The sequence below is a fragment of the Sporolactobacillus vineae DSM 21990 = SL153 genome (assembly GCF_000377985.1).
In the GTDB taxonomy this organism is placed as follows: domain Bacteria; phylum Bacillota; class Bacilli; order Bacillales; family Sporolactobacillaceae; genus Sporolactobacillus; species Sporolactobacillus vineae.
This window is the reverse complement of sequence record NZ_KB899045.1, coordinates 290,084-312,853: the sequence shown is the minus strand read 5'-3', so window position 1 is coordinate 312,853 and position 22,770 is coordinate 290,084. Positions and strand designations below refer to the sequence as shown.

The 22,770-nt window shown below is 51.4% G+C and carries 24 protein-coding genes, 1 other RNA gene and 2 pseudogenes; 1 reads left to right on the top strand and 26 read right to left on the bottom strand.

The annotated features are described in order from the left end of the window. A pseudogene (locus D889_RS15610) lies at positions 1-154 on the top strand (IS110 family RNA-guided transposase); the annotation flags it as partial. Positions 155-369: 215 nt separating this feature from the next. Here D889_RS15610 and D889_RS0107610 read toward each other — a convergent pair. The 26 genes and pseudogenes from D889_RS0107610 to D889_RS0107485 all read right to left on the bottom strand — a co-directional run bounded on the left by D889_RS0107610 (position 370) and on the right by D889_RS0107485 (position 22,679). Then, the gene (locus tag D889_RS0107610; protein WP_010631956.1) at positions 370-1,734 is read right to left on the bottom strand and encodes a sensor histidine kinase; all 1,365 of its coding nucleotides are present in this window, start codon (positions 1,732-1,734) and stop codon (positions 370-372) included. Then, complete coding sequence (locus D889_RS0107605; protein WP_010631955.1) at positions 1,731-2,417, bottom strand: response regulator transcription factor; 687 nt, start codon at positions 2,415-2,417, stop codon at positions 1,731-1,733. Before D889_RS0107605 ends, D889_RS0107610 begins: the two co-directional genes overlap by 4 nt. A gap of 66 nt (positions 2,418-2,483) precedes the next feature. Beyond that, positions 2,484-2,735, bottom strand: coding sequence for an SHOCT domain-containing protein (locus tag D889_RS0107600; protein WP_010631954.1), 252 nt, complete (start codon positions 2,733-2,735; stop codon positions 2,484-2,486). 39 nt (positions 2,736-2,774) lie between these two features. Then, positions 2,775-2,954 (bottom strand): SHOCT domain-containing protein, encoded by a 180-nt coding sequence (locus D889_RS0107595; RefSeq protein WP_010631953.1) that lies wholly within the window; start codon positions 2,952-2,954, stop codon positions 2,775-2,777. 182 nt (positions 2,955-3,136) lie between these two features. Then, positions 3,137-3,493: a transfer-messenger RNA gene (gene ssrA / locus D889_RS15405) on the bottom strand. A gap of 102 nt (positions 3,494-3,595) precedes the next feature. Next, complete coding sequence (gene smpB, locus D889_RS0107585) at positions 3,596-4,063, bottom strand: SsrA-binding protein SmpB (protein ID WP_010631952.1); 468 nt, start codon at positions 4,061-4,063, stop codon at positions 3,596-3,598. Positions 4,064-4,154: 91 nt separating this feature from the next. Next, positions 4,155-4,328, bottom strand: a complete 174-nt coding sequence (locus D889_RS15605; protein ID WP_018962248.1) for a hypothetical protein — start codon at positions 4,326-4,328, stop codon at positions 4,155-4,157. Between the two features lie 41 nt (positions 4,329-4,369). After that, positions 4,370-5,215, bottom strand: coding sequence for a Cof-type HAD-IIB family hydrolase (locus tag D889_RS0107575; protein WP_010631951.1), 846 nt, complete (start codon positions 5,213-5,215; stop codon positions 4,370-4,372). Positions 5,216-5,492: 277 nt separating this feature from the next. Beyond that, positions 5,493-7,853 carry a ribonuclease R gene (rnr, locus tag D889_RS0107565; protein ID WP_010631950.1) on the bottom strand — a complete coding sequence of 787 codons (2,361 nt, stop codon included), beginning with the start codon at positions 7,851-7,853 and terminating at the stop codon, positions 5,493-5,495. An 18-nt stretch (positions 7,854-7,871) separates the two neighbouring features. Then, positions 7,872-8,624 carry an alpha/beta hydrolase gene (locus tag D889_RS0107560; RefSeq protein WP_010631949.1) on the bottom strand — a complete coding sequence of 251 codons (753 nt, stop codon included), beginning with the start codon at positions 8,622-8,624 and terminating at the stop codon, positions 7,872-7,874. Positions 8,625-8,837: 213 nt separating this feature from the next. Further along, positions 8,838-9,071, bottom strand: coding sequence for a preprotein translocase subunit SecG (gene secG / locus D889_RS0107555; RefSeq protein ID WP_010631948.1), 234 nt, complete (start codon positions 9,069-9,071; stop codon positions 8,838-8,840). A gap of 104 nt (positions 9,072-9,175) precedes the next feature. Next, positions 9,176-9,940, bottom strand: a complete 765-nt coding sequence (tatC, locus tag D889_RS0107550; protein WP_010631947.1) for a twin-arginine translocase subunit TatC — start codon at positions 9,938-9,940, stop codon at positions 9,176-9,178. Between the two features lie 15 nt (positions 9,941-9,955). Further along, entirely contained in the window at positions 9,956-10,183 is a 228-nt protein-coding gene (locus D889_RS0107545; protein WP_010631946.1) for a twin-arginine translocase TatA/TatE family subunit, read from the bottom strand. A gap of 39 nt (positions 10,184-10,222) precedes the next feature. After that, a complete protein-coding gene (gene hypE, locus D889_RS0107540) occupies positions 10,223-11,227 on the bottom strand; it encodes a hydrogenase expression/formation protein HypE (RefSeq protein ID WP_010631945.1) in 1,005 nt (334 codons plus the stop codon). Positions 11,228-11,232: 5 nt separating this feature from the next. Continuing rightward, a complete protein-coding gene (hypD, locus tag D889_RS0107535) occupies positions 11,233-12,342 on the bottom strand; it encodes a hydrogenase formation protein HypD (protein WP_010631944.1) in 1,110 nt (369 codons plus the stop codon). Beyond that, the gene (locus tag D889_RS0107530; RefSeq protein ID WP_010631943.1) at positions 12,326-12,550 is read right to left on the bottom strand and encodes a HypC/HybG/HupF family hydrogenase formation chaperone; all 225 of its coding nucleotides are present in this window, start codon (positions 12,548-12,550) and stop codon (positions 12,326-12,328) included. Before D889_RS0107530 ends, hypD begins: the two co-directional genes overlap by 17 nt. Before the next feature lie 67 nt (positions 12,551-12,617). Then, positions 12,618-14,903: a carbamoyltransferase HypF gene (gene hypF / locus D889_RS0107525; protein ID WP_010631942.1), complete on the bottom strand. Its 2,286-nt coding sequence runs from the start codon at positions 14,901-14,903 to the stop codon at positions 12,618-12,620. Beyond that, entirely contained in the window at positions 14,888-15,547 is a 660-nt protein-coding gene (gene hypB / locus D889_RS0107520) for a hydrogenase nickel incorporation protein HypB (RefSeq protein ID WP_018962246.1), read from the bottom strand. The genes hypF and hypB overlap by 16 nt, the downstream gene beginning before the upstream one ends. A gap of 4 nt (positions 15,548-15,551) precedes the next feature. Then, complete coding sequence (locus D889_RS0107515; RefSeq protein ID WP_010631940.1) at positions 15,552-15,905, bottom strand: hydrogenase maturation nickel metallochaperone HypA/HybF; 354 nt, start codon at positions 15,903-15,905, stop codon at positions 15,552-15,554. Next, complete coding sequence (locus D889_RS0107510; RefSeq protein WP_010631939.1) at positions 15,898-16,326, bottom strand: (2Fe-2S)-binding protein; 429 nt, start codon at positions 16,324-16,326, stop codon at positions 15,898-15,900. The genes D889_RS0107515 and D889_RS0107510 overlap by 8 nt, the downstream gene beginning before the upstream one ends. After that, on the bottom strand, positions 16,326-16,802 hold the full coding sequence (locus tag D889_RS15835; protein ID WP_238537653.1) for a HyaD/HybD family hydrogenase maturation endopeptidase: 477 nt from the start codon (positions 16,800-16,802) through the stop codon (positions 16,326-16,328). The genes D889_RS0107510 and D889_RS15835 overlap by 1 nt, the downstream gene beginning before the upstream one ends. A 60-nt stretch (positions 16,803-16,862) precedes the next feature. Further along, a pseudogene (gene cybH, locus D889_RS15830) lies at positions 16,863-17,558 on the bottom strand (Ni/Fe-hydrogenase, b-type cytochrome subunit); the annotation flags it as partial. Positions 17,559-17,633: 75 nt separating this feature from the next. Continuing rightward, on the bottom strand, positions 17,634-19,361 hold the full coding sequence (locus tag D889_RS0107500) for a nickel-dependent hydrogenase large subunit (RefSeq protein ID WP_010631937.1): 1,728 nt from the start codon (positions 19,359-19,361) through the stop codon (positions 17,634-17,636). Next, entirely contained in the window at positions 19,354-20,445 is a 1,092-nt protein-coding gene (locus D889_RS0107495) for a hydrogenase small subunit (protein WP_010631936.1), read from the bottom strand. Before D889_RS0107495 ends, D889_RS0107500 begins: the two co-directional genes overlap by 8 nt. A 291-nt stretch (positions 20,446-20,736) precedes the next feature. After that, positions 20,737-21,606, bottom strand: a complete 870-nt coding sequence (locus tag D889_RS0107490; RefSeq protein WP_010631935.1) for a DUF2231 domain-containing protein — start codon at positions 21,604-21,606, stop codon at positions 20,737-20,739. Between the two features lie 188 nt (positions 21,607-21,794). Beyond that, the gene (locus D889_RS0107485; protein WP_010631934.1) at positions 21,795-22,679 is read right to left on the bottom strand and encodes an AraC family transcriptional regulator; all 885 of its coding nucleotides are present in this window, start codon (positions 22,677-22,679) and stop codon (positions 21,795-21,797) included. Between the last annotated feature and the right edge of the window lie 91 nt (positions 22,680-22,770).

The following is a 22,770-nucleotide window of genomic DNA, read 5'->3' as shown; positions in this document are numbered from 1 at the left end:
AGACTATCAGGCTTTTTACCAGAAGAAGTACAGAGAAGTGACTCGGCATCAACATAAACGCGCACTCGTCTTAACCGCAAGAAAACTGGTACGGTTGGTGTATTCGCTACTAAGCACCAACCAATTGTACACACCCCCTGAAGGGAGGACGTGAGTCCCACGGTTTTTATCACATCCCTTCGATGACGGCTCTACACCATATGGTAATTTTTGTTAATCATTGTAGAGCTTGATTTGTGTACGCTTTTTTAAGCGTTTTTGGATAAAGGCTTTGAAAAATTTCCAATTCCCCATTTTTAGGGTCTTGACATATTACCACTAGGCTTTAAGTATCTGCGAGAGGATTGTTTATCGCATTGGTATACTGCTTTAAATCGTCATCGGGATTCTTATGATAAAATTGCTTCCCTTACCAGGCACTGATGCGACACGAATCGTTCCCCCGATCTGCTCCAGATTCTGTTTCACAACATACAGTCCCAAACCTTCTCCGGGAACCGTCTGGGCGTTGCTTCCCTTGTAGTAAGCTTCAAATAAATGCTGCTGTTCTTTGGGCGATATACCCGCACCAGTATCCCTGATCTCGATCGTGAGCATCTTCTCATCCGTCAGGAAGAAAACCTCCACTTTACTACCCGATTGGGTGAATTTATAAGCGTTGGTCAAGATGTTGTAAATACTCTGGCTCAGTTTATACAAATCGGTCTTAATCATTATTTTCTCGTGACTCATCAAGGAAAGTGCGACTTGCTTCTGATCGAATTGAAGCTTAAGCCCGGCAATAATTCGTCGTAGTAAATGACTGAACTCGAATGTTTCAACGCGGAGCGGGGATGCCTTTCTTTCCGTATCCAGCAGACCGCTCATATTGGAAATGATCGAGGAAATGTTCTCGATCTGCATTTCACAGGTTTTGATTTCCTCTGGTGTGATATCAATGACCCCGTCCTGAAACCCTTCCAGATGTGTCTTTAATATTGTGAGCGGCGTCCGCGTCTGATGAACCATTTCATCAAGAAGACGCTTGCGCCCTTTTTGCTTTAGTTTTAACCGTGATTTCAATTCCTTCAGGCTTTGCTGGATAATCCTGACCTCCCGGATTTTTGAGAGCGGAATATCCGCCTGATTTCCCAAGTCGATATCCAGCGCCATAGATGAAGTATTTCTTAAGTCTCTGCTCAGTCTTCTGCTCGCGAACAGCCCGATCATGATCAGTAAAGCCAGCACGATAACGAAAGAGAGCAGGCTGTTGCGAATCAGAACGGAACGAAACATCATAGAAGTCATCGAATTACCAATGGAAAGGTAGTGCGTCACATTTACCGTGCCGATTGAAACACCGGAGTTCTTGAATTCTGTCCGAGAGACCTCCTGGGAAAATGTGCCCGGCGTCCTGTGCCGCATCATACCGCTCATCATGTTCATGCTGCTTAAGTCATTCGTCACATTCACATGGGCAACCACCGAACCATCCGCCTTATAGAGCGTGATTCGGGTAATCGGATCGTTCAAATAGGACGCAAGCTGCGCCTCAATCTGCCGGGACGTCATATTATTTTGAGAAAGGGCCATTCTTGAAAACCTTTTAATTTGTGACAGGCTTTTATTATATTCACCGGTCGTGTAGGCCTGAAAATAGTGGTTGATAAGCGAACTGAAAATCAGCGTATTGACAACAATCGCAAGTGCAGCCGTGAGGGTCAGCATAATCAGCCACTGCCGCCGTATGGTCATTGCCTCACATCCCCGAAAATGTATCCCGCACCATATTTTGTGATGAGCATCTTTGGATGCCTGGGATCTTGCTCAATTTTCTGACGAATACGCTTGATATAACTGTCAATGTTGCGGTCATATCCCTCGTAATCGTTTCCATATGCCAGCTCAATAAGTTGCTCTCGGGTCAGCACCTGACCTTGATGCCGAAACATAACAAGAAGCAGTGCGTACTCGGCGGAAGTGACCGGGATCTCTTCCTCTCCCTGATAGAGCTTCATACTCCCGGTATGCAGATGCAGCGCTTTACAATGATAAACCATTTGATCGGTTTCATGGTAAACCCGCTTAATGATCACCCGAACACGTTTCATTAGCTCCTTAAGGCTGAATGGTTTGACGACATAATCATCTGCGCCCGTGTCAAACCCATGGAGCCTGTCGATTTCCTCCTGCTTTGCGGTAAGCATAATGACCGGAACATCGGATACCCTTCGGATTTCCCGCAGCACCTCAAATCCGTCAATTCCAGGCATCATAATATCTAATAGAATGAGGTGAATGGTCTGGCTGCCAAAGATCTCAAGTGCTTCGAAGCCATCTTTCGCAAGAGAAGGAATATAGCCTTCTTTCTCAAGATATTTGGCTACGACATCCCGTATCTCCTTTTGATCTTCCACAATCATCACATGATAGTCCATTCCACTCAACTCGTCCCCATTTGAAAATTATGCTGCTTTGCCTGCCTCAACAAATACGCCCGCTGTTTATTTGCTCAGTACCTTCTTCATCTTTAAGTACTCCGCTTCGCTTATTTCACCCTTCGCGTAGCGGAGTTTCAAAAGTTCGAGTGAGCTGTCACCCCTTTTTTTAGATGAAGCCATTTTGAATAGAATCACGGCGGCAATGATGACCGCAACCAGCAGCAATACACCCGAACCCATCATCATCCAGGGTCCGAAAAATCCATCTCCATAGCCAAAACAGCCACCAAGACCATTATATCCTCTGAGGTACATCATACAAATCCTCCTTAACTGTCATTGAAATTTTGCCGTTTAAGACCGGATTGTTTTCAGCATGCGATTGTAGGTATCTTCATCAATTTCCCCGGAGACAAAGCGCTGTTTCAGAATTTCTTCTGCATTTGATGTTTTCGTCTGGCTGAAACTGTTACTCCCTTTTTGACGGAGAAAGTAGTAGCCGACAAGCAGAAGCAGAATAATGAGAATTAGCATCAATCGGAGGCCTCCTTTGCATGGTTTCTACTGTCATTATTGCTGAGAAATGTGGCACAATTATGATTAAAGGAAAGGCCAATTGGCAGAATTAATGACTTTCACGTTCAAAGGGAGGCAAATAGAAAAGAGCCTGAAAGCCTCAACATTAGAGGTTTTCAGGCTCTTTTCTATGATCTTGCTAGTGGAGACGGTGGGAGTCGAACCCACGTCCAGAAACATCGCAATTTAAGTTTCTACGAGCGTAGTCGGTATATTAGCAGTTCGCCCGCACGTCGGCCCGCCGACAGGCTTTCGCGGAACTATCCCGATTAATCTCTTCCCTGGCCTTCAGGATGCAGGCTTCCGGCGTATCCCACTTGAGTGAGTCCCTTACCCGCCACATGGGAGATGGCGGAAGAGACCGCTAAAGCTGATTAGGCAGCTAAAGCGAGATTTTCGTTTTCTTTGCCAGTTATGGCTTTGGCGTTTTTACGAGGCCGACCCCCTCGGCTCGCCGCTTAAACCCGACCTGCCCCTGTCGAATCCGTAACGTCCCCGTTTATGACAAACGGGCGTGCGGTGATGAATCTGTGCCATAACTGCATTGCGTATCTTCAACGCAATGATATATTATAACATGATTTAATCGTCCTGGCAACTCACCGTTTTTGCGCAGACCGAAATGCCCGGGCCATCTCACGTTCTGCCGTCTGTTTCTTCATTGTTTCGCGTTTATCATACAACTTTTTACCGTGTCCGAGTCCAATCAGTACTTTAGCAAACCCGTTCTTAATATAGACTTTAAGCGGAATCAGTGCGTTTCCTGCTTTGTCCGCCTCCACACCGAGCTTGCGAATTTCTCTCTGATGCATCAGCAGTTTGCGCGTCCGCAGCGGTTCATGATTATATCGGTTGCCCTGTTCATAGTGGCTGATATGCATATTATAAACATATGCTTCGCCATTTTCGACGCGGGCAAAGGCATCCTGAATACTGACTTTTCCCTTGCGGATCGATTTGATCTCCGTTCCCTGCAGAACAATACCTGCTTCAACGGTTTCTTCAATAAAATAGTCGTGGTGCGCACGCTTATTCTGTGCCAGCACCCGACTTTCTCCCCTGGCCATCTGACTCACCTGCCTGAACTTGTTACCTTTTAATCATTATAACTGCCGATACAAGCCGCCGCAAACGTGTCTGCAGCAGCGGCTGTATCATTCAGCGCTTCTTGGGCATCAGATCCAGCAGATACAGAATGACGACAAAAACGACTGAGGTCATCAGTAACTGTAAAAATGAATACGGTTTTCCGGGCGTCACCAAAGTATACCAGATCCACTGGACCAGAAACGCACCAATAAAAAAAGCAATATATCGAAGCACTTTTTTCACAGTCAACCATCCTTTGCGTGTCTCCGGTGCGCCTCACCATTCTATTTTCGTTTTAGCTCTTCATAAATGGCAGACGCAACACCATCGTCACTGCAGTCGAGTGTCACCCTTGTGCATTTCTTCTTAATTACCTCGTCGGCATTCCCCATTGCCACCGAAATTCCGGAGACAGCGAACATCGACAGATCGTTGTAGTTATCGCCGATCGCCATGACATCCTCAAGCGGAATATCAAGAAAGCTCGCCAGATGATACAGGGCGTTCCCTTTGGAGACATTCGGCCCCATAATCTCGAAGTTTCCGATCCCGCTCGAGACGATATTATAACGATGCTTTTCTTCGTAGAAGCGGCGTGCTTTCAGCAGTTTGGCATCGTCATAGGAACAGATGATAATTTTAAAAATGTCCCGCCCTTCCTTTTCGATCTCCTGCGGATCATCAAAGAAGCGATAAAAATCGTCCCTGGTTGCACCCTGAAAACCGACGGAACGGTCTTCATGAATATGCAGACGGTCGAGTTCCTGATACAGCCAGTTGGTTCCCTCACGCGGTACGTAGATGTTTTTATCCGTGTAAACACCGATATAGTAATGCTGTGCCGCCAGCTCAGAGACCGCCTGCAGTGCAGCCGTCCGGTCCAGTACATCAGCACCGATCAGCTGACCCTCAATTGTGTGGATCGTTGCCCCGTTTGTCCCGATCACATGTGTCTGGATGTCAATTTCCTGCATCAGGTGACGGACATCGAAAAAGGCGCGTCCTGTCGCGATTACCAGGGTAACCCCCTTCGATCTGGCAAATCGCAGTGCCTTCAGGTTGTCCCAGCTGATTGTTCGCTTACTGTTGAGCAGCGTCCCGTCTAAATCCATTGCGATTAATTTTATCATTGAAACCTCCAGATGAAACGTCGTCGCCCATTTCCCGTATGTTCCCGTTCAGTTTTGATTCTGTCCATGCGGAAAGCGCTTTTCTATAAGGAAAGATTAACCATGCCTGTCTCTTTTAATTATAACAAATTCCGGCAGTGGACTTCACTGTCCGGTTATCGATTCCAGAAGAATTTCAGCCATGCTCATGAATCTGACGGAAATTTACAGGCGCAGTAATCTAACTGTGTTCAGTGAAAAAAAGAGAATCTGTCCGATTCTCCGTGTTAATGCCAGATTATTTATTTTTACCTTTATTCTTGATGAATGCCCGGCTCTTAATGCTGAAGCCGTGGCTACCGCTTCCGCCTTTGTTATTCGAATGATGGCGATGTGGGCCGTTGCCCTTCGGCTTGTCGCCGAACCGCTTTCTTCCGCCGGACGGACCGCCGCTGCGCTCTTTGTTCTGGATGATCGTCGGACGTGATTTACGGATCCGCGGTTTCGGCGGTTCCATGCCGACGACTTCAAAATCAACCGCAGATTCATCCATATTGACGTCGAGCACTTTCACCTGAATCTTGTCGCCGATCCGGTACATTTTGCCGCTGCGCTCACCGATCATCGCCATGTTCTCTTCGCTGTAACGGTAGTAATCGTCGGTCAGATAGCTGACGTGGACAAGGCCCTCAATGGTATTCGGCAGTTCCACAAACAAGCCGAAATTCGTAACACCGCTGATCACGCCGTCATAAGTCTCTCCGACTTTATCCTGCATGAATTCAGCTTTCTTGAGGTCATCCGTATCCCTCTCCGCATCAACCGCTCGCTGCTCGCAGACCGACGTCCTCCGGGCGATTTCCGGAAGCAATGACTTCCAGGTCTCCTGAGTTTTCTGATCGGTATGGTGCTGAAAAAGGTACTTGCGGATCAGCCGGTGAACCGTTAAGTCCGGATAACGGCGGATCGGGGAGGTAAAATGCGTATAGTATTCCGTCGACAGGCCGAAGTGGCCGAGACACTGATCGGCATACCGTGCTTTAGCCATGGAACGGAGCATCATCGTGCTGATCACTGCTTCTTCCGGGGAACCCTTGGCTTTTTCAAGCAGCGACTGGAGCGTCGCCGGATGAACATGTTCCGGGGAACCCTTCAGGACATAGCCGAAATTAACGACAAAATCGAAAAATTTCTTCAGCCGGTCTTCATCCGGTTCTTCATGCACACGGTACAGGAACGGCAAGTGCAGCTTCTCAAAGTGCTCCGCAACCGTTTCGTTGGCCGCAAGCATGAACGATTCGATCAGCCGTTCCGCTTCGGTCCGTTCCCGGATGACGACATCTGTCGGTTTGCCATTTTCATCAACAATAATCTTTGCTTCGGTAAATTCAAAGTCGATCGCACCACGGTCATGGCGATGTTTTTCCAGAATCTTGGCCAGTTCCGCCATCAGATCGAAGAAGGGGATGAGATCATGATAGCGCTGAAGCACCTCATCGTCCTCACGGTTGAGGATCTTCCGGACGTTCGTATACGTCATCCGTTCCGTCGACCGGATCACACTTGGAAAAATTTCATGATTGACCACATTGCCTTCATGGTCGATCTCCATTTCACAACTGATCGTCAGCCGGTCAACCTGAGGATTCAGGCTGCAGATGCCGTTGGAAAGCCGGTGCGGGATCATCGGGATCACACGGTCGACAAGATAGACACTGGTGCCGCGTTCGTAGGCTTCGGCATCGAGCGCGGAGCCTTCCGTGACGTAATAACTGACGTCGGCAATATGTACCCCGAGCCGATAGTTGCCATTATCCAGTTTGGAAACCGTCACCGCATCATCAAGGTCCTTGGATTCCTCACCGTCGATGGTCACAATTGTTTCATTCCGAAGATCGCGGCGCCCTTCCCAGTCTTTTTCAGAAATCTCCTCCGGTACGGCTTCGGCTTCCGCCATGACTTCCGGAGGATATTCGTGGGGCAGGTCGTGTTTATAAATGATCGAAAGAATATCGACGCCCGGATCGTTCTTATGTCCGAGAATCTGAGTAATCATCCCTTCCGCATTTTTGCGGCCTTCCGGATATTTCGTGATTTCGGCAACAACCTTATGGCCTTCCATCGCACCATGTTCGGCATTTTCGGGGATGAAAATATCGCCGTTGATCTTCTTGTCGTCAGGAATTACAAAACCGAAATGCGGTCCGGCATTGAATGTGCCGACCACTTGCTTCACGGCGCGTACCAGAATCCGAATCACGGCGCCTTCAGCACGTGCCGCATCACCGCGTTCATCATCCGGATTTTTCGGTGAAACGCGGACAATGACCGTGTCGCCGTTCATTGCACCGGCCAGATCGTTTGGGCCGACGAATACATCTTCCTGATTTTCATCATCAGGGATGATAAAAGCGAAGCCCTTGGCATGGCTCTGTACCCGGCCTTTCATCAGGCCCATCTTTTCCAGCAGTCCGTACCGGTCTGTACGGGTCTTGATGATGAGTCCCTGTGCCTCCATTTCATTTACCGTCTCGACAAACTCATCCTGATTTGCCGCCAGGCTGTCGGAGAATGCATCTTTCAATTCTTGCAGTGTCATCGGCCTGTATGATTCTTTGCGCATATAGTCCAGAATTTCCTGGCTACGGTCTTCTTCCATTTAAAAACCTCCCTGTCCTTAGGAAACAGACCAGTCCAGGCTTTCAAGAAAAGCTTCGATATCCTGGTGCAACTGAGCCTTCTCTGTTCCTAACGTAATCACGTGTGTCGATTGATTATACCATTTAATCTGTTTTACGCTTGACTGAATTTCCTGATAAATTGTATCCGCACTTGTCCGGTCAATCATCTCATCGAGTCCGGCCTGGACGACAAGCGCCGGAACCCGGATCAGGCTGAGATGGTGCCGCACATCATCGATCAGTGCAGCAAGCCGTTCCAGCATCTGCGGCACTTTTGCTTCGAGCGCCGGCATCTCGCTGTCAATCTCCTGATGGGATTCGCCTTCATACGTTTTATAGTTTCTCGAATAGCGAATCACGCCGGATCGAACGGTTTCCTGAGTGCCGTTCCGGACAGGTGCACACATCGGTATAATTCCCTTTACAGGAAAAGTGTAGCCACATTTCAGTGAAAATACTCCGCCCAGTGAAAGTCCGCAAACGGCAATCTCGGTGTACCCTGATTTTTGAAGAAAGGCAAACGCATGGCGTACATCGTTCCACCAGTCATCGGGTGTTGTGCGAAACAGTTCTTCCGGTGGGACAGCATGTCCGGAATAGTGCGGTCCGTAACATGTGTAGCCACGGTTGTTCAGATACCTGCCGAGCTGACGCACATCGGCTGAATTCCCTGTAAAACCGTGCAGCAGCAGCACCGCCCGTCTGCCGCCTTCAAGCAGGAACGGCTTAGGCGGCCTGATCTTCCCCATTTCACCACCCCCAGCGCATCCGGCTGTAAGTATCAATTCCCTTACTAAGAGGCCGGTTAATACTTTCAGCCAATAACACCCCTTATTATACGCCATCCACACGGGCAGGTCTAAAGTCAACAGGGAAATGATGGCACCTGTTCCTTCCCCGACAGCAAAAACCGGAGCGGCAGCCTGTCCGGCCGTCCTTCCGGCATCATTGGGGGTATTCAGTTATTTAAAATAATAACCGAGCAGAAACGCGGAGGCAAAAAAGACAACAGCAAAAAAAATGGTCAGCCGGTTCAGCCCGACTTCAATACCTCTTGCCTTCTGTTTGCTGAAAAGCTGTTCCGCACCGCCGGTAATCGCTTCGGAAAGTCCGTCGCCGCGGCTCCGCTGCATCAGGATCAGAATAACCATGATCACGGCTGAAATAATCATCAGAATTAAAAGCAATGTATGCATTTATGGACGCTCCAATCTTCATCGATCATCATTCACTCAAGTTAAATGTAACATATGGTATTTTCAGCCGCAACCGATCCGGCAAAATTCTTACCTATTCTATATTAGGTCCCCTCCGAAGCAGAGAGTTCTCTTTTCGCCACGGACAGACGTTTCATTCTTCTCCGGTAAGCCACACCGGATACGGTGACACAGATTTCATATAGCAGCAGCAGCGGGACGGCCACCAGCGAGTGAGATACAAAATCAGGCGGTGAGATCATCGTCGCCAGAACGACAAGCGATAAATAAGCCACTTTTCTCATTTTCTTCATCAGCTGCGGCCTCAGCAGACCCAGGTTCGTCAGAAAGACCACCACAACCGGCAGTTCAAACAGAATGCCGAACGGCAGCACAATATTGATCAGAAATTCAAAAAACTTTTCAGTCGTAAACATGACGGTGAACATGCCGCCGTTAATCGACATCAGGAAACGGAGGATATTTGGAAAAACAACAAAATAGCCGAAGACAAGCCCGCAGAGAAACAGAAGAAAGATGGCCGGGATATAGGAAGCGGCAATCTTTCGCTCCTTCTCGGTGAGTGCCGGGGCGACAAACAGCCAGAGCTGCCACGCGGCCACCGGGATCGTGATCGCCAGCGCAACGACGCCGCCGAGCATGAAGTAGACGCGAATGATATCCGTCGGACCAAGCACCGTCAGCTTGCCGTTCACCCCCAGATCGTGAATCAGCCAGTAGTACAGCCGGCGTATATAGAACAGGGAAACCCCGAAACTGACAATAAACGCAACCAGAATCACGATGAAATGCTTGCGCAGTTCACTCAGATGTTCGATCAGAGTCATATCCCGGTTTCCCTTTTTCATACACCTTACCCTCTTTCAGTTCTTCTTCTCTGCCTGTTCTGAATGACTTTCAGCTACCGTTGCCTTTTTCTCAGGTTTTTCATCGTGTTCGTCGGAAGTGAGTTCCTGCGTCCCTTTTTTGAATTCTCTGAGGGTTTTACCGAACGCTTTGCCGATTTCCGGCAGTTTTGAAGGCCCGAAAATGATCAGAGCGATGACCAGAATCATGATTAAGCCGGGAAAACCGATATTTCCAAGTCCCATTTTCATCCACCTCATTTATTTTTTCACTACAGTCGACGCTCAGCAAATGCGCGGCAGCATCATTCCGGATAAACGATGCAGCCGCCGCTTACTGCCAAGCGGCGTTTCCAGGAGCAGCTGGCCGATACCCTTTCCGGTAACCTGTCCGATCACCGCTGCACTTTCGCCTTCGCTGAACGTGCGCATGGCGTTGAGCGCTTTTTGTGTATCTTCATGAGCGACAACCATAACCACTTTGCCTTCATTGGCCAGATACATCGGGTCAAAGCCGAGAATATCGCAGGCGCCCCGGACAGCATCACGAACCGGCAGTCTGGACTCGCTCAGTTCAAATGTTGCATGAAAGTCTTCGGCAATCTCAACCAGTGTTGTTGCGATACCGCCACGCGTCGGATCGCGCATCATTTTGACATCGCAGCCGGCTTCAATCACGGCATCGATCATTTTATTCAGTGGCGCGCAATCGCTCTGAAGTTCGGTCATCAGGCCAAGTTCTCCGCGGGCGGCAAGGATGGCAATACCATGGTCCCCGATCGGTCCGCTAATCAGAATATCGTCGCCGGGCGCGATTCGGGATGGATCGATGGCCCCTTCACTTCGTTTCAGGCCGACACCGGTCGTATTGATATAAACGCCGTCGGCACCGCCTTTTTCGACAACCTTCGTATCGCCGGCAACTACTTCGACACCGGCACCGGCTGCCTCATCAGCCAGCGAGCGCACGATTTTCCGCAGATCGGCAAGCGGAAAACCTTCTTCAATAATGAACCCTGCGGTCAGACAGAGCGGCACGGCTCCGGCAACCGCCAGATCATTGACCGTTCCGGAGACAGCAATTTTCCCGATGTCGCCGCCGGGAAAAAAGAGCGGCTTGACCACAAAGCTGTCGGTTGTTACGGCAATTTCACCGCTTTTCAGTGAAAGGAATGAAGCATCGAACCGTGATGCATCACGATTGCCGAACGCGGAGACAAAAATCTGCTGAATCAGTTTATGCGCCAGTTCCCCGCCATCCCCATAAGCAAGGGTAATCTTCCGGTCCATATTGGTTATCCTTCCTTCCTCATATAAGCATAGTGTGCAGCACAGCTGCCTTCTGTTGAAACCATGCACGGCCCGACCGGATGGAGCGGTGTGCACGCTTTACCAAACAGCAGGCACTGTTCCGGAGAAGCCAGGCCGCAGATCATGTCGCCGCAGCGGCACAGTGTCTTCTTCGGTTCGCCGACTTCAATGCTGAACTTCTTCCGGGCATCAAATGCGGCATATTTGTCCCGGATCCTCAGGCCGCTCTGCGGAATCACACCGATTCCGCGCCAGGCTTCGTCGCATGGCTGGAAAAATTCATTCATCAGCTTCTGCGCCACCGGATTGCCCTTGGAACGGACCACACTTTTATAGTTGTTCATAATTTCCGGTTTGTCCTCGTACACCATCTTCAGCAGTTTGTAGATGGCGCTCAGCATCTCCACCGGTTCAAAACCGCTGATAACGCCGGGCATCCTGAAATCATCGACAAGGAACTGATAGGCATTGCCGCCGAGCACAATCGAGACATGGCCCGGGAGCAGGAAGCCGTTGATCTTTACTTTTTTCACCGTCAACAGTGTCCGGAGTACGGGGCGCACCAGTTTCGTTGTCGCCCACATCGAAAAATTTTTAAGCTGTTTCTGCGCGGCCAGTTGAATCGCTGCCGCAAGCACCGGAACTGTTGTCTCAAAGCCGACACCGAGGAAGACAACTTCCCGGTCCGGGTTTTCTTCGGCGATCTTCACGGCATCGATCGGTGAGTAGACAATCCGGACATCCCGGCCCTCTGTTTTGGCACTCATCAGTGTGCGCTTCGATCCCGGCACACGCATCATATCCCCGAACGTGCAGACAATCCGGTCATCTGATTCAGCCACTTCGATCATCGCATCAATCTGTTTCTGATCCGTAACGCAGACCGGGCAGCCCGGTCCTGAGATCAGATTGACGTGGCCCTGCAAAATCAGTTTCACTCCTGTTTTCGCCAGAGCCATCGTATGTGAGCCGCAGACTTCCATAAATGCCGGAACCGTACCCGTTTTCTCACGGCAGCGGTCTGCCAGCCCGATCACTTTCCGGGCCAGTTCTTTCGCCACAGCCGGATCTTTCGGTTCAAATAGCGTCTTCACGGGCCAGTTTCTCCCATTCCCCGATACTCTGATGCGCAGAGTCCCGGTCGATGACCGACATGCCCTGTCCGGCATGGACAATGACGTACTCACCGACTTCAACTTCGGGCACAAACAAGATACCGACTTCCATCCGTGTCCCCATCACATCAACCAGTGCGGTATATTCTTTTTTTTCAATGACTTTAGCCGGTACACCGACGCACATGCTGCTCATCCTCCCAGATTATCTTTTTATTAATAGAGCACGTTCTCAAAACCATTTTCGTTCTATTTCAGTCTTGCCTGGCTGCCGCTGCCGCCAGCTGTCCGAGACACAGTCCTCCGTCACCGCACGGAACCCGGTGGTGGGTGAAAACGGTGAATCCGGATGCCCTTAACTCCCCGGCAATCCGCCGCGACAGATAAGGATTATTGAAACTCCCTCCGGACAGCACAATCCGTTTTCCATATTCCGGATGTTCCGAGGAAATCCGCCGGGTCACGCGGCAGGCAGCCGAAACGACCGTTTCATGGAAACGCCGGCTGATGACCGCCACCGGCACGCCGTTTAAATGATCATTGGCGATCTTCCGCAAAGTCTGAGTAAAATCGAGCTCTTGAACAGTGCTGCCGCTGATTCGATAGGGATACGGTTCGGCAGGTTCCGGCGGATCCCCGGCTGTTTCAGAAAGCAGCACCGCCGCTTCTCCATCATAGGTTGACACGCGGCACAATCCGAGCATCGCACTGACCGCGTCGAACAGCCGTCCGCAGGTTCCGGCCAGCGGACTGTTTACCTTCCGGCGGATCATCCGGCCGATAATGGTGATTGCCGCCGACTGATCCGGAAACAACATTTTACTCAGCCGGCCGCCTTCTTCACCAAGCAGACAGATCAGCATCGCTGCCGCATTGCGCCATGGCTCGGTCACCGCTTTATCCCCGCCGGGCAGCGGTGAATAGCGGAGATGGGCCAGACGCCGGCAAGACGCTGCGCCGCCGTGCAGCAGCTCGAACCCCCAGGTCGCTCCGTCATCACCGTATCCCGTTCCGTCCAGAATCAGGCCGAGGCACTCGCCACTAAGTCTGTTGTCTTCCATGCAGGAGACAAGATGGGCGTGATGATGCTGCACGGCGAGCGTCGGTACGCCCATCTTTTCCGCAAACTCCCGCGTGCTGAAAAGCGGGTGCCTGTCGACGGCCAGCAATTTCGGCGTGATTCCCATCCACCGTGTCAGGTGGGCAAATGTTTCTTCATAGTGATCCATGCCTTCCACCGACGACAGATCGCCAAGATGCGGGCTGATAAAAATCTGGCGGCCGCGGCCGAGCGCGAACGTGTTCTTCATCTGGCTGCCCAGCGCCGCAATGCCGTCTACGCTCATTTGGGTTGCCATCGGATCCGGTACATAACCGCGTGACCGCCTGAGAAAAAAAGGCAAATCCTGACCGACACGGACGACGGAATCATCAATTGCATGCAGAATCGGCCGGTTATGGCTCAGAATGCAGTCCGAGATCCCCGATAAATACTGGACGGCCCGTTCGTTCTGATAGAGAATCGGCAGGCCGGACGGATTCGCACTGGTCATCACCAGAAACTGATACGTGCCGTCGTCGAACAGTAAATGATGCAGCGGCGCATAGGGGAGCATAATCCCGACTGTCCCGACGCCCGGTGCCACCGCCCGTGCTATACTCTGAGGAAACACCTGCCGCTGGCGCAGCAGGACAATCGGTGCTTCCGGTGAACGGAGCACGCGTTCCTCTTCTGGAGACACTTCGGCAATCCGCTTTGCCTGTTCCACCGAAGCGGCCATGATCGCGAGCGGTTTATCCGGCCGCCCCTTTCGCTGCCTCAGACGGGCTACGGCTTCCTGATCCGCTGCATTGCAGGCCAGATGGAACCCGCCGATCCCTTTGATGGCGACAATCCCGCCCTGCTCCAGCGTATCAACAGCCCGGCCAAGTGCTTTTTCCCCGTTCCCCAGTGCGGTCCCGTCCGGAGCAATAAGTGAGAGTTCCGGTCCGCAGGTGCTGCAGGCAATCGGCTGCGCATGGTGGCGCCGGTTCAGCGGATCCTCATATTCCTGCCGGCAGTCCGCACACATCTCAAAAGCTATCATCGACGTATAAGCCCGGTCATAGGGCAATCCTTCAATGATCGTATAGCGCGGACCGCACTGGGTGCAGTTGATGAACGGATACCGGTAGCGGAAATTTTTCGGATCACGCATTTCCCGCAGACAATCGTCACACACTGCTGAATCGACAGGAATCACCAGTTCCGATTTTCCCGACCGGTCACTTTCGATAATCCGGAAAGTCGTGTAGCCTTCCGGCGGAATAGCCTCCGCAATCACCCGGTCGATACGGGACAGGCGCGGCCGTTCGTTCATCAGCCGGAGCCTTGCCCGGTCGATCCGGTCACGGCTTCCCTCCCAGATGATCCGCACGCCGTCCATATTGTTCTGAACCGTGCCAGACAGCTTTTCTTCAGCAGCAATCCGGTAAACGAACGGACGGAAACCGACCCCCTGAACCCGGCCGCGGACGATGATTTTTACGGCTTCAGGCACGCCTGCCGCGCCTCTTTAATCCAGTTCAGCCAGTCATCGAAGCCCTGGCCGCTCCGGGCGGAAACCGGCATCAGCCGGGATTCCGGATTAATCGCCTGAAGATCTTTGCGCGCCTGATCGAGATCGAACGGGACATAAGGGATCAGGTCGGTTTTATTGATCAGTGCCAGTTCCGTGACATGAAACATTAATGGATATTTGGGAATCTTATCGTTACCCTCCGGCGTGCTGAGCACAACCACCTTATGTGTCTGACCGAGATCGAATTCAGACGGACAGACGAGATTGCCGACATTCTCAATAAAAAGAATATCCGTTTCATCGAGATCGATCTCCGGAAGTACCTTGGCGATCATCCGCGGATCCAGGTGGCATTCTCCCTCTGTCGCAATCTGCACGGCACGCGTACCCGCTGAACGGATCCGGTCGGCGTCGCGTTCGGTGGCAATATCGCCTTCAATCACAGAAATCCGGTACTGACCGGACAGAGCTCTGACCGTTTTCTCAAGAATCGTCGTTTTGCCGGCACCCGGTGAACTCATGATATTGATTACCAGTGTTCCGGTCTTCTGAAAAAGCTTTCGATTGAATTCAGCGGCACGGTCGTTATTCTCCATGACATCCTTTTCCAGTGTCACTTTCATGATCTCAGCTCCCTTCATATGACTCAATTCTAAATGTTTCTCCGGAAATAACCACCCCGAACGGCATGCCGCAATCAGGGCAGAGGGCCAGATACTCATTCGGTTCGTATTCTTTGCCGCAGACGGCACACCTTGCTTTTCCCGGTTCGCGGATGATCTCCAGGCGTGCCTGCCCGCCGATCCCCGGAATCTCTCCGGTCTTCCTGAAGGCATCAAAGGCAAATCGCAGCGCATCAGGCAGAACATTGCTCAGATCACCGACAATCAGCGACACTTTCTCAACACTTTTCATCCCATGGCCGGCAGCATCCTTGGAAACCATCTGCAAGGCGTCTTCCATCAGACCCATCTCATGCATGCGGCCTGTCGCCTCCTTCCGGCAGAGCGACCCACCAGCTCCCTTTCTCGTGTTTCACCTGATAGCCTTCGAGTTTCAGCGGCTGTTCCTCCCCGGTAAACGTGTAGTTCTTTCCGCACGCCGGGCAATGGAGCTGCCGGGCGTAAGCAATCCAGGACAGAAGTTCGTGGCAATCGGGACAGGATTTTCCGCACACCGTCAGCTTCCCGTCATGGCCATAGAGGCAGATCAGTCGCCCGTCACAGACCTGTTCGGAATATCCGGAGCCGACGGGATCAAGACGGTGCCAGCTGACCCCGTTCAGCACATCGGCCGCTCTGCCGATTTTAGCCATATCCTGTTCGATAAATGGGGAGACAATCTCTTTCCCGGTATCCGTCAGGCTCTGAACCAGTTCTTTTAAAAAGGAACGGCGGTCCATTAAACTTCCCGCCATTCACGGAGCTGTCGGCGAATCCGGCCGATCAGTTCCGGAACAGCCGACTGAACCGTTTCGCTCAGTTCCGTGCCGAGATCGAGCGATGCCGGCTGAATCCCGAACATCACCATCCGTTCGGGAAGACGGTCGCGCAGCTGGGCTGCGGATACCACTTCCTGAAAGCCGATCTGGTGCACGGACATTTTGATTCCGTTAAAGGAGGGAATCTCCTCCTTTTCCAGCCTGATCTGTGTTCCGGGATCCTTTCCGGCATTAACGGCATCGATGATGATCAGTGACCGTGTCGCCTCAACCGGGCCGAGCAGCTGCATGCCTTCCGTCGTTCCGTCGACAAATTCAAGATTGCCGATATCCTTGAGCGCTTCCTGCAGCCGGGGAAGGATCTGAACGCCCAGTCCTTCATCACTGTATAAAGAATTGCCGATACCGAGAATCGTGATCTTCCGCGCTTCGTCCACGGCCGCCGTCTGCTTGTGCAGCACCGTCACCGCCGCTTTTTCCTCCGCACGATGTGCCGGCTCGAACTTATATCCGGTAAAAATCGACGACATCGTCCCGTTCTTTGCCAGCCAGTCTTCACGAAACGCCATATAGACGTGAATCACGATGAACAGCATAAAAGCCCAGGCAACCAGATGATGCCAGGAACGCACGGTATAGTCCGAACCGCCGAAGACGAACGTCACCCAGGCGAACGCTTTGCCAAAAATGGAATCCGGCTGCGGCTGAAAAAGCAGGTAATAGCCGGTAAATACCATAATCACCGAGCCCAGCCCGATAAAGATCCAGTAGCTCAGCTGAGCGAGCGGATTGTGCCCGATATAATGCGGCTTGTGATTTGGGAGAAACAGATAACCCTTCACCGTCTCAATCAGTCCGCTCCAGAAACTTTTCTGGAGAATCTGCGATTTAGCATAATGATTGCCCTTGAACGTCCAGTAAAAGCGAAAGATCAGATTCGCTGTAAAGATAAACGCGGTGAAGAAGTGTATGTCCCGCACCCAGCCCATGAAAAAATCATAATAAGCTTCTCCGTTATTGGCCGGTGTGATGAACGGATGGCCGATGTAAATCCCTGTAACCATCAGGATCATAATCGACGCCGCATTGACCCAGTGAAAGATCCGGATCGGCAGCTGCCAGACGTAGACAGAGTTCTGCTCGCGGGCATGAACGGCATTGCGGTCGGCTGCGGCTGTTTTTCTGTTTTCCAGCCGTCCTTCTGCCCGCTTTTCCCGGATGACCGGTTTAAGTTCCGCCAGTGTTCTCATCACTTGTCCCCCCTCTGATCAGCCATCGACACGAACCGACGTCTTGTTCTTGTTCTCAAGATCTGTCAGATGAACAGCGCAGGCAAGACATGGGTCGAAGGAATGCACCACCCGCAGGATTTCGAGCGGCTGGTTTGGATCGGCAACCGGTACATTTTTCAGTGAAGACTCATAGGCGCCGATCCTGCCGGCATCGTCACGCGGTGAGGCGTTCCAGGTTGTCGGGACGACCGCCTGATAGTTGGCGGTTTTACCGTCCTTGATCTCAATCCAGTGACCGAGCGAGCCGCGGGGCGCTTCCACCGTACCCACGCCCAGTGCGTGTTTCGGCCAGGTCTTCGGTTCCCACTTGCTGTTGTCGAAAGTGACCTGATCGCCGCTTTTTAGATTTGCCATCAGGCTGTTGAAATCGTCGCGCAGCCAGTCGGCCGCCAGCTGGGCATCCAGCCCGCGAGCAACGGTTCTACCGACTGCCGAGTGGAGTGCCGTGATCGGGAGACCAAGCTTTTTCAGCGTATCGTCAACAAGTGCACGGTAATCCCCGGTATTTTTTGCATAACCGACCATGATCCTTGCTAGCGGACCGGTTTCCATCGCATTGCCCTTCCAGCGGGGCGACTTCACCCAGCTGTATTTTTCATTCGTGTTCAGGTTTTGGAACGGCGGCGTCGGACCGGTATAATTCATGCTGGTTTCGCCTTTCCATGGATGGCGTCCGCCGCTCGCCTTGCCGTCATAGGTGTACCAGGCGTGATCGATCAGCTCACTGACCTGATTCGGGTCGCGCGGGTCGATATCCAGCACGTCGTTCATGTTGCCGTTCAAAATGATTCCTCGCGGGACCCGGTATAACTGCGTGTCATGGATGTCTTTCGTCGAAAAGTCGCCATAGCACAGATAGTTGTTCAGCCCGCCGCCGATCTCCTGTTTCGCCCAGTCCTTGTAGAACGAGCCGATGGCCAGCAGGTCGGGAAGATAAACCTGATTGACAAAATCGTGAGCCTGTGAGATCAGCTGATCGATGAGTGCCAGTTTCTCCGAATGAATGCCGTTGTCCATATTGATGTCCAGCGGCGTTGCCATCCCGCCGACCAGGTAATGCGGGTGCGGGTTCTTTCCGCCGAAAATGGTATGGATCTTCACAATCTCTTTTTGCCAGTCCAGCGCCTCAAGGTAGTGGGCAACTGCCAGAAGATTGACTTCCGGCGGCAGTTTGTAGCCCGGATGCCCCCAGTACCCGTTGGCAAAGACACCCAGCTGGCCGCTGTCCGCCACTTTCTTGATCTTAGCCTGGACACTCTTGAAATAGCCCGGCGATGAATTCGGCCACGGCGAAATCGACTGCGCCAGTTTGCTGGTGGCAGCCGGATCGGCTTTCAGCACGCTCAGTGCATCGACCCAGTCGAAGGCATGCAGATGATAAAAGTGAACGACATGGTCATGCAGGATGATCGTCGCATTCATGATATTGCGGATCAGGTTGGCATTCTGCGGAATCCGAATGCCCAGAGCATCTTCGACCGAACGGATGCTTGCCAGCGCGTGGACTGTGGTACAGACGCCGCAGATACGCTGCGCGTAGGCCCAGACGTCGCGCGGATCCCTGTTTTTAACCACCAGTTCAATCCCGCGGATCGCCGTTCCGGAGCTGAAGGCATCCTGAATTTTACCATTCTGGACGTCCGCTTCAATCCGCAGATGCCCTTCAATTCTCGTAATCGGATCGACAACGATACGTTTACTCATGATGATCACCCTTATTCTGGTCTTTCGCCTGATGATGCTTTACCGCTGCAGTAATGCCCGCATGGGCGCCGACACCGACAGCGGCGGCGGCGGTAATCCCGGCACCCCACTTCTCCGGATTGATCGTCGTCTGGGTCAGCGGCAGTTTCGCCTCGTGCGTATAGAACGGTCCGTTATCCCAGAAATCTGCTTCTGAACAGCCGATGCACGGATTGCCGGACTGAATCGGGTAGCTGATGCCGCCGTTCCAGCGCAGTTCCGCACAGGCATTATAAGTCGTCGGTCCCTTGCAGCCCAGTTTGTAGAGGCAATAGCCGGCCTTCAGATTCGGATCATCGAAGGACTCGGCGAACAGACCGGCATCAAAATAAGCACGGCGGTTGCACTTGTCATGAATCCGATGCCGGTAAAAAGCCTTAGGACGCCCGAGCATATCCGTTTCCGGAAGCGAACCGAATGTGACGATATGCGCCAGAACACCGGTCATCACCTCGGCAATCGGCGGGCAGCCGGGGACACGAATGATCGGGGTTCCTTTCAGGACGGCGGCAATCGGCCGGGCACCCGTCGGATTCGGTTTGGCCTTGGCAATACCGCCCCATGAGGAACAGGTACCGAAGGCGAGGACCGCTTTCGCGTGTGCGGCTGCCTCTTTTAACAGGTCGGCACCGGAACGGCCGCCGATCGTCAGATAACAGGGATTGACCGGAACGCTTCCCTCGACAACGAGGACATATTCACCGGCATACTTTTTGAGGACGTTCTGCTCTGCCGCCTCCGTCTGGAAACCTGCTGCAGCAGTCAGCAGTTCCATATATTCCAGTGAAATCATATTAAAAATAACGCTCTCGGTCTTTGGATAGGAAGACCGGATGAAAGATTCCGAGCAGCCGGTACAATCCTGCATCTGCAGCCAAATAACCGGGATTCGCTTTTTCGTTTCCAGTGCATGGGCAACCGTATTTGTCTGTGAATAGTCCAGACCCAGGGTTGCGGCAAGCGCTGCGCACATTTTAAGAAACGTGCGCCGAGAATACCCTCGTTGAAGAACAGTCTGATAAATTGTTGGTTCTTCCTTTTTCACTGAATTCGCTTCCTTTCAATGTTTCTACTCCATTCAGGTCAATCGGATATCCATTGAGTTATTGGAAAGTAAGACAAATGTCAAATATATTTAAATTTTAATGATTTTTTTATAATTGTAATATGACATGTATCACATAAAGCAGTTATTTTCTGTGATATAATACCGCTCCTCTTAACTGAAAAATTCCGGAAATTTTTTTCTCAGATGATCCTGGCCGATTCATTGTAAAAAAAGGAAAGCCCGGTGGTTCGGACTTTCCTTTTTTTACGCCTTAGTGATGCATGCCGCTTATTTCCCGAACAGTTCAGGGAACAGAGCGATCGTACCGCCAAGGTGAGAAGCGACGGAAATGATGACGATGCAGACAACCGCACCGACGATGTAGACTGCTTTGCCCTTCAGCAAGTCTTTCGCTTCAAATTCGAAGTGGAAGTACGAACGGACAACGCTCAGTATGATGAAGGCGATCATGGTGATCACGCCCCATACCGCATGCAGATGAAGCGCAGCCGGATCATACTTAACCGGCTTAACCGCGGCATGTGCCAACGCAGGCATTTCAGCGGCTCTCATGTAGCCGGTGATAACTGTTGCGATAATGGCAACTGTACCGAGAATCAGGAACGTGTAGCCGATGTCCTGCAGACTCTTGGCCCAGCTCTTCGCTTTCCAGATAATTGCGGACAGATCAGCAAGGAAGCCGACAATCACCAGCGGAACGGTGAACTGAAGAACCCCCCAGTGCGGATAGCGATAGATTTTGAACAACGTGAAAGCCAGAATCGCACCGACGAGTGAGAACACCAGGTAGAGCAGGTTGTCCCCGAAATCTTTTTTCGTCGTTTTCGAAAGAACGATGCGGACAACAGCCAGAACGGTCACATAGGCTGTGAAAATAATTGCCTTCGTGGCATGTGCCCCGATGGTTGCCATCAGGCCGAGTGATTCAGCTGCAATCAGGCCGGCCAGGCAAGTCACAATACCGGTGATTGCCGTTGCGACAAGCGTGATATAGCCTGCCTTCTTCAGTGTCCCGTTCCATTTTGACTTTTTCACGAATGATGCTACGAGATCACACAGAAAGCTGACGACGATCAGTGCAATCGGGAAATGTAGCACCAGAAAATGAAATGTGTTGAATACATTAGGAGTTGCCAATTTCTTTCCCCCACTTTCCAGATATACGAGATTATATAGAATTGCTGTACCGCTTACAATTACATCGTAATCCTGAGGGGAGAAAAAAACTGTGCAGATATGCCGAAGAAATGAGCCGATCTGCTAAAACGACCGGCCGTTGAGAAGAGAATATGAATAATGAGAACCATTGTCATTGACAATAATCCTCATTCCGCGGAGATCGACTGGTTCTTGCGAAAAACATTCGGGGTACAGGCTTCGAAACGCTTAAACGTTCGGTTGAAATTGCTGATATCTCTGAATCCGACCTTCTGAGCGACCATCGTCACCGTCAGATCCGTGGTGGTCAGCAGATCTTTGGCCGCATCGATGCGGACTTTATTTCGATAGTCGAGAAAGGAAACGCCGGTTGCCTTTTTAAAATTCATCGTAAAAGCGGACTGGCTCAAGCCGCTGAAGCTGCACATCTGTTTCAGACTGATTTCCTGCATATAATGCTGCTTGACATAGCTGCAAATTTCTTCATACTGATCCTTTTTCTCAACAGACTGAGGGCGTTCTGCAGCCGCCCATCTGGCCAGGTAAAGAAATACTTCCATCAGCTGCATCCGAATCATGCAGTGATAGCCCCATGACTTCCTGGTATATTCGCTGTAGATCCGGTCGAGCAGCAGGACGAGTTCGAATTGCCGGCTCGAGGAAAGCGACAGGGAGGAATGAAACGACTTATTCCCGATCATCGACGGATCAATGAAAAAGGGATCAATGTATGCCGATGCATGATTCAGTGTCGCCCATTCACCATCCAGCAGCCGTTGATGGAACATGATTCGGTAAAGTTTCAGGTAAGAACCCTTTGCGACACTGTATGCATGCATCATTCCCGGCTGAATGATGAGCACATCGCCGCGCCGGATTTCGGTTGTCCGACGATTATATTGATGCATGCCGGCGCCGCCGGCCACGTAGATCATTTCAGTAAACGCATGATCATGCAAACCGGTAATCTCCCCCACATGAAACTCATCAATGCTCATGCGAAAAGGAAATTTATCGCTGTCGGCAAATTGGTTTTCGGAATAATGAATCATAAACGATGCCAGCCTTTTTCGAAAATTTTTCTGAAAATGTCTACGACTCTTATTATAAACAAAACACGAGACAAATTAAAAAAAACGGTTC

Coding starts and splice junctions, on each gene's coding strand:
- D889_RS0107545 (WP_010631946.1), bottom strand. CDS start 10,183: ATGGGACTTGGAAATATCGGTTTTCCCGGCTTAATCATGATTCTGGTC.
- smpB (WP_010631952.1), bottom strand. CDS start 4,063: ATGGCCAGGGGAGAAAGTCGGGTGCTGGCACAGAATAAGCGTGCGCAC.
- D889_RS0107595 (WP_010631953.1), bottom strand. CDS start 2,954: ATGCTAATTCTCATTATTCTGCTTCTGCTTGTCGGCTACTACTTTCTC.
- D889_RS0107500 (WP_010631937.1), bottom strand. CDS start 19,361: ATGAGTAAACGTATCGTTGTCGATCCGATTACGAGAATTGAAGGGCAT.
- D889_RS0107515 (WP_010631940.1), bottom strand. CDS start 15,905: ATGCATGAGATGGGTCTGATGGAAGACGCCTTGCAGATGGTTTCCAAG.
- rnr (WP_010631950.1), bottom strand. CDS start 7,853: ATGGAAGAAGACCGTAGCCAGGAAATTCTGGACTATATGCGCAAAGAA.
- D889_RS0107575 (WP_010631951.1), bottom strand. CDS start 5,215: ATGATAAAATTAATCGCAATGGATTTAGACGGGACGCTGCTCAACAGT.
- D889_RS0107530 (WP_010631943.1), bottom strand. CDS start 12,550: ATGTGCGTCGGTGTACCGGCTAAAGTCATTGAAAAAAAAGAATATACC.
- hypB (WP_018962246.1), bottom strand. CDS start 15,547: ATGAAAGTGACACTGGAAAAGGATGTCATGGAGAATAACGACCGTGCC.
- hypE (WP_010631945.1), bottom strand. CDS start 11,227: ATGGACCGGAAGATTACCCTTGCTTATGGGGATGGCGGGGAACTGGCG.
- D889_RS0107600 (WP_010631954.1), bottom strand. CDS start 2,735: ATGTACCTCAGAGGATATAATGGTCTTGGTGGCTGTTTTGGCTATGGA.
- D889_RS0107610 (WP_010631956.1), bottom strand. CDS start 1,734: ATGACCATACGGCGGCAGTGGCTGATTATGCTGACCCTCACGGCTGCA.
- D889_RS0107485 (WP_010631934.1), bottom strand. CDS start 22,679: ATGATTCATTATTCCGAAAACCAATTTGCCGACAGCGATAAATTTCCT.
- tatC (WP_010631947.1), bottom strand. CDS start 9,940: ATGAAAAAGGGAAACCGGGATATGACTCTGATCGAACATCTGAGTGAA.
- secG (WP_010631948.1), bottom strand. CDS start 9,071: ATGCATACATTGCTTTTAATTCTGATGATTATTTCAGCCGTGATCATG.
- D889_RS0107510 (WP_010631939.1), bottom strand. CDS start 16,326: ATGGACCGCCGTTCCTTTTTAAAAGAACTGGTTCAGAGCCTGACGGAT.
- D889_RS0107560 (WP_010631949.1), bottom strand. CDS start 8,624: ATGGGGAAGATCAGGCCGCCTAAGCCGTTCCTGCTTGAAGGCGGCAGA.
- D889_RS0107605 (WP_010631955.1), bottom strand. CDS start 2,417: ATGGACTATCATGTGATGATTGTGGAAGATCAAAAGGAGATACGGGAT.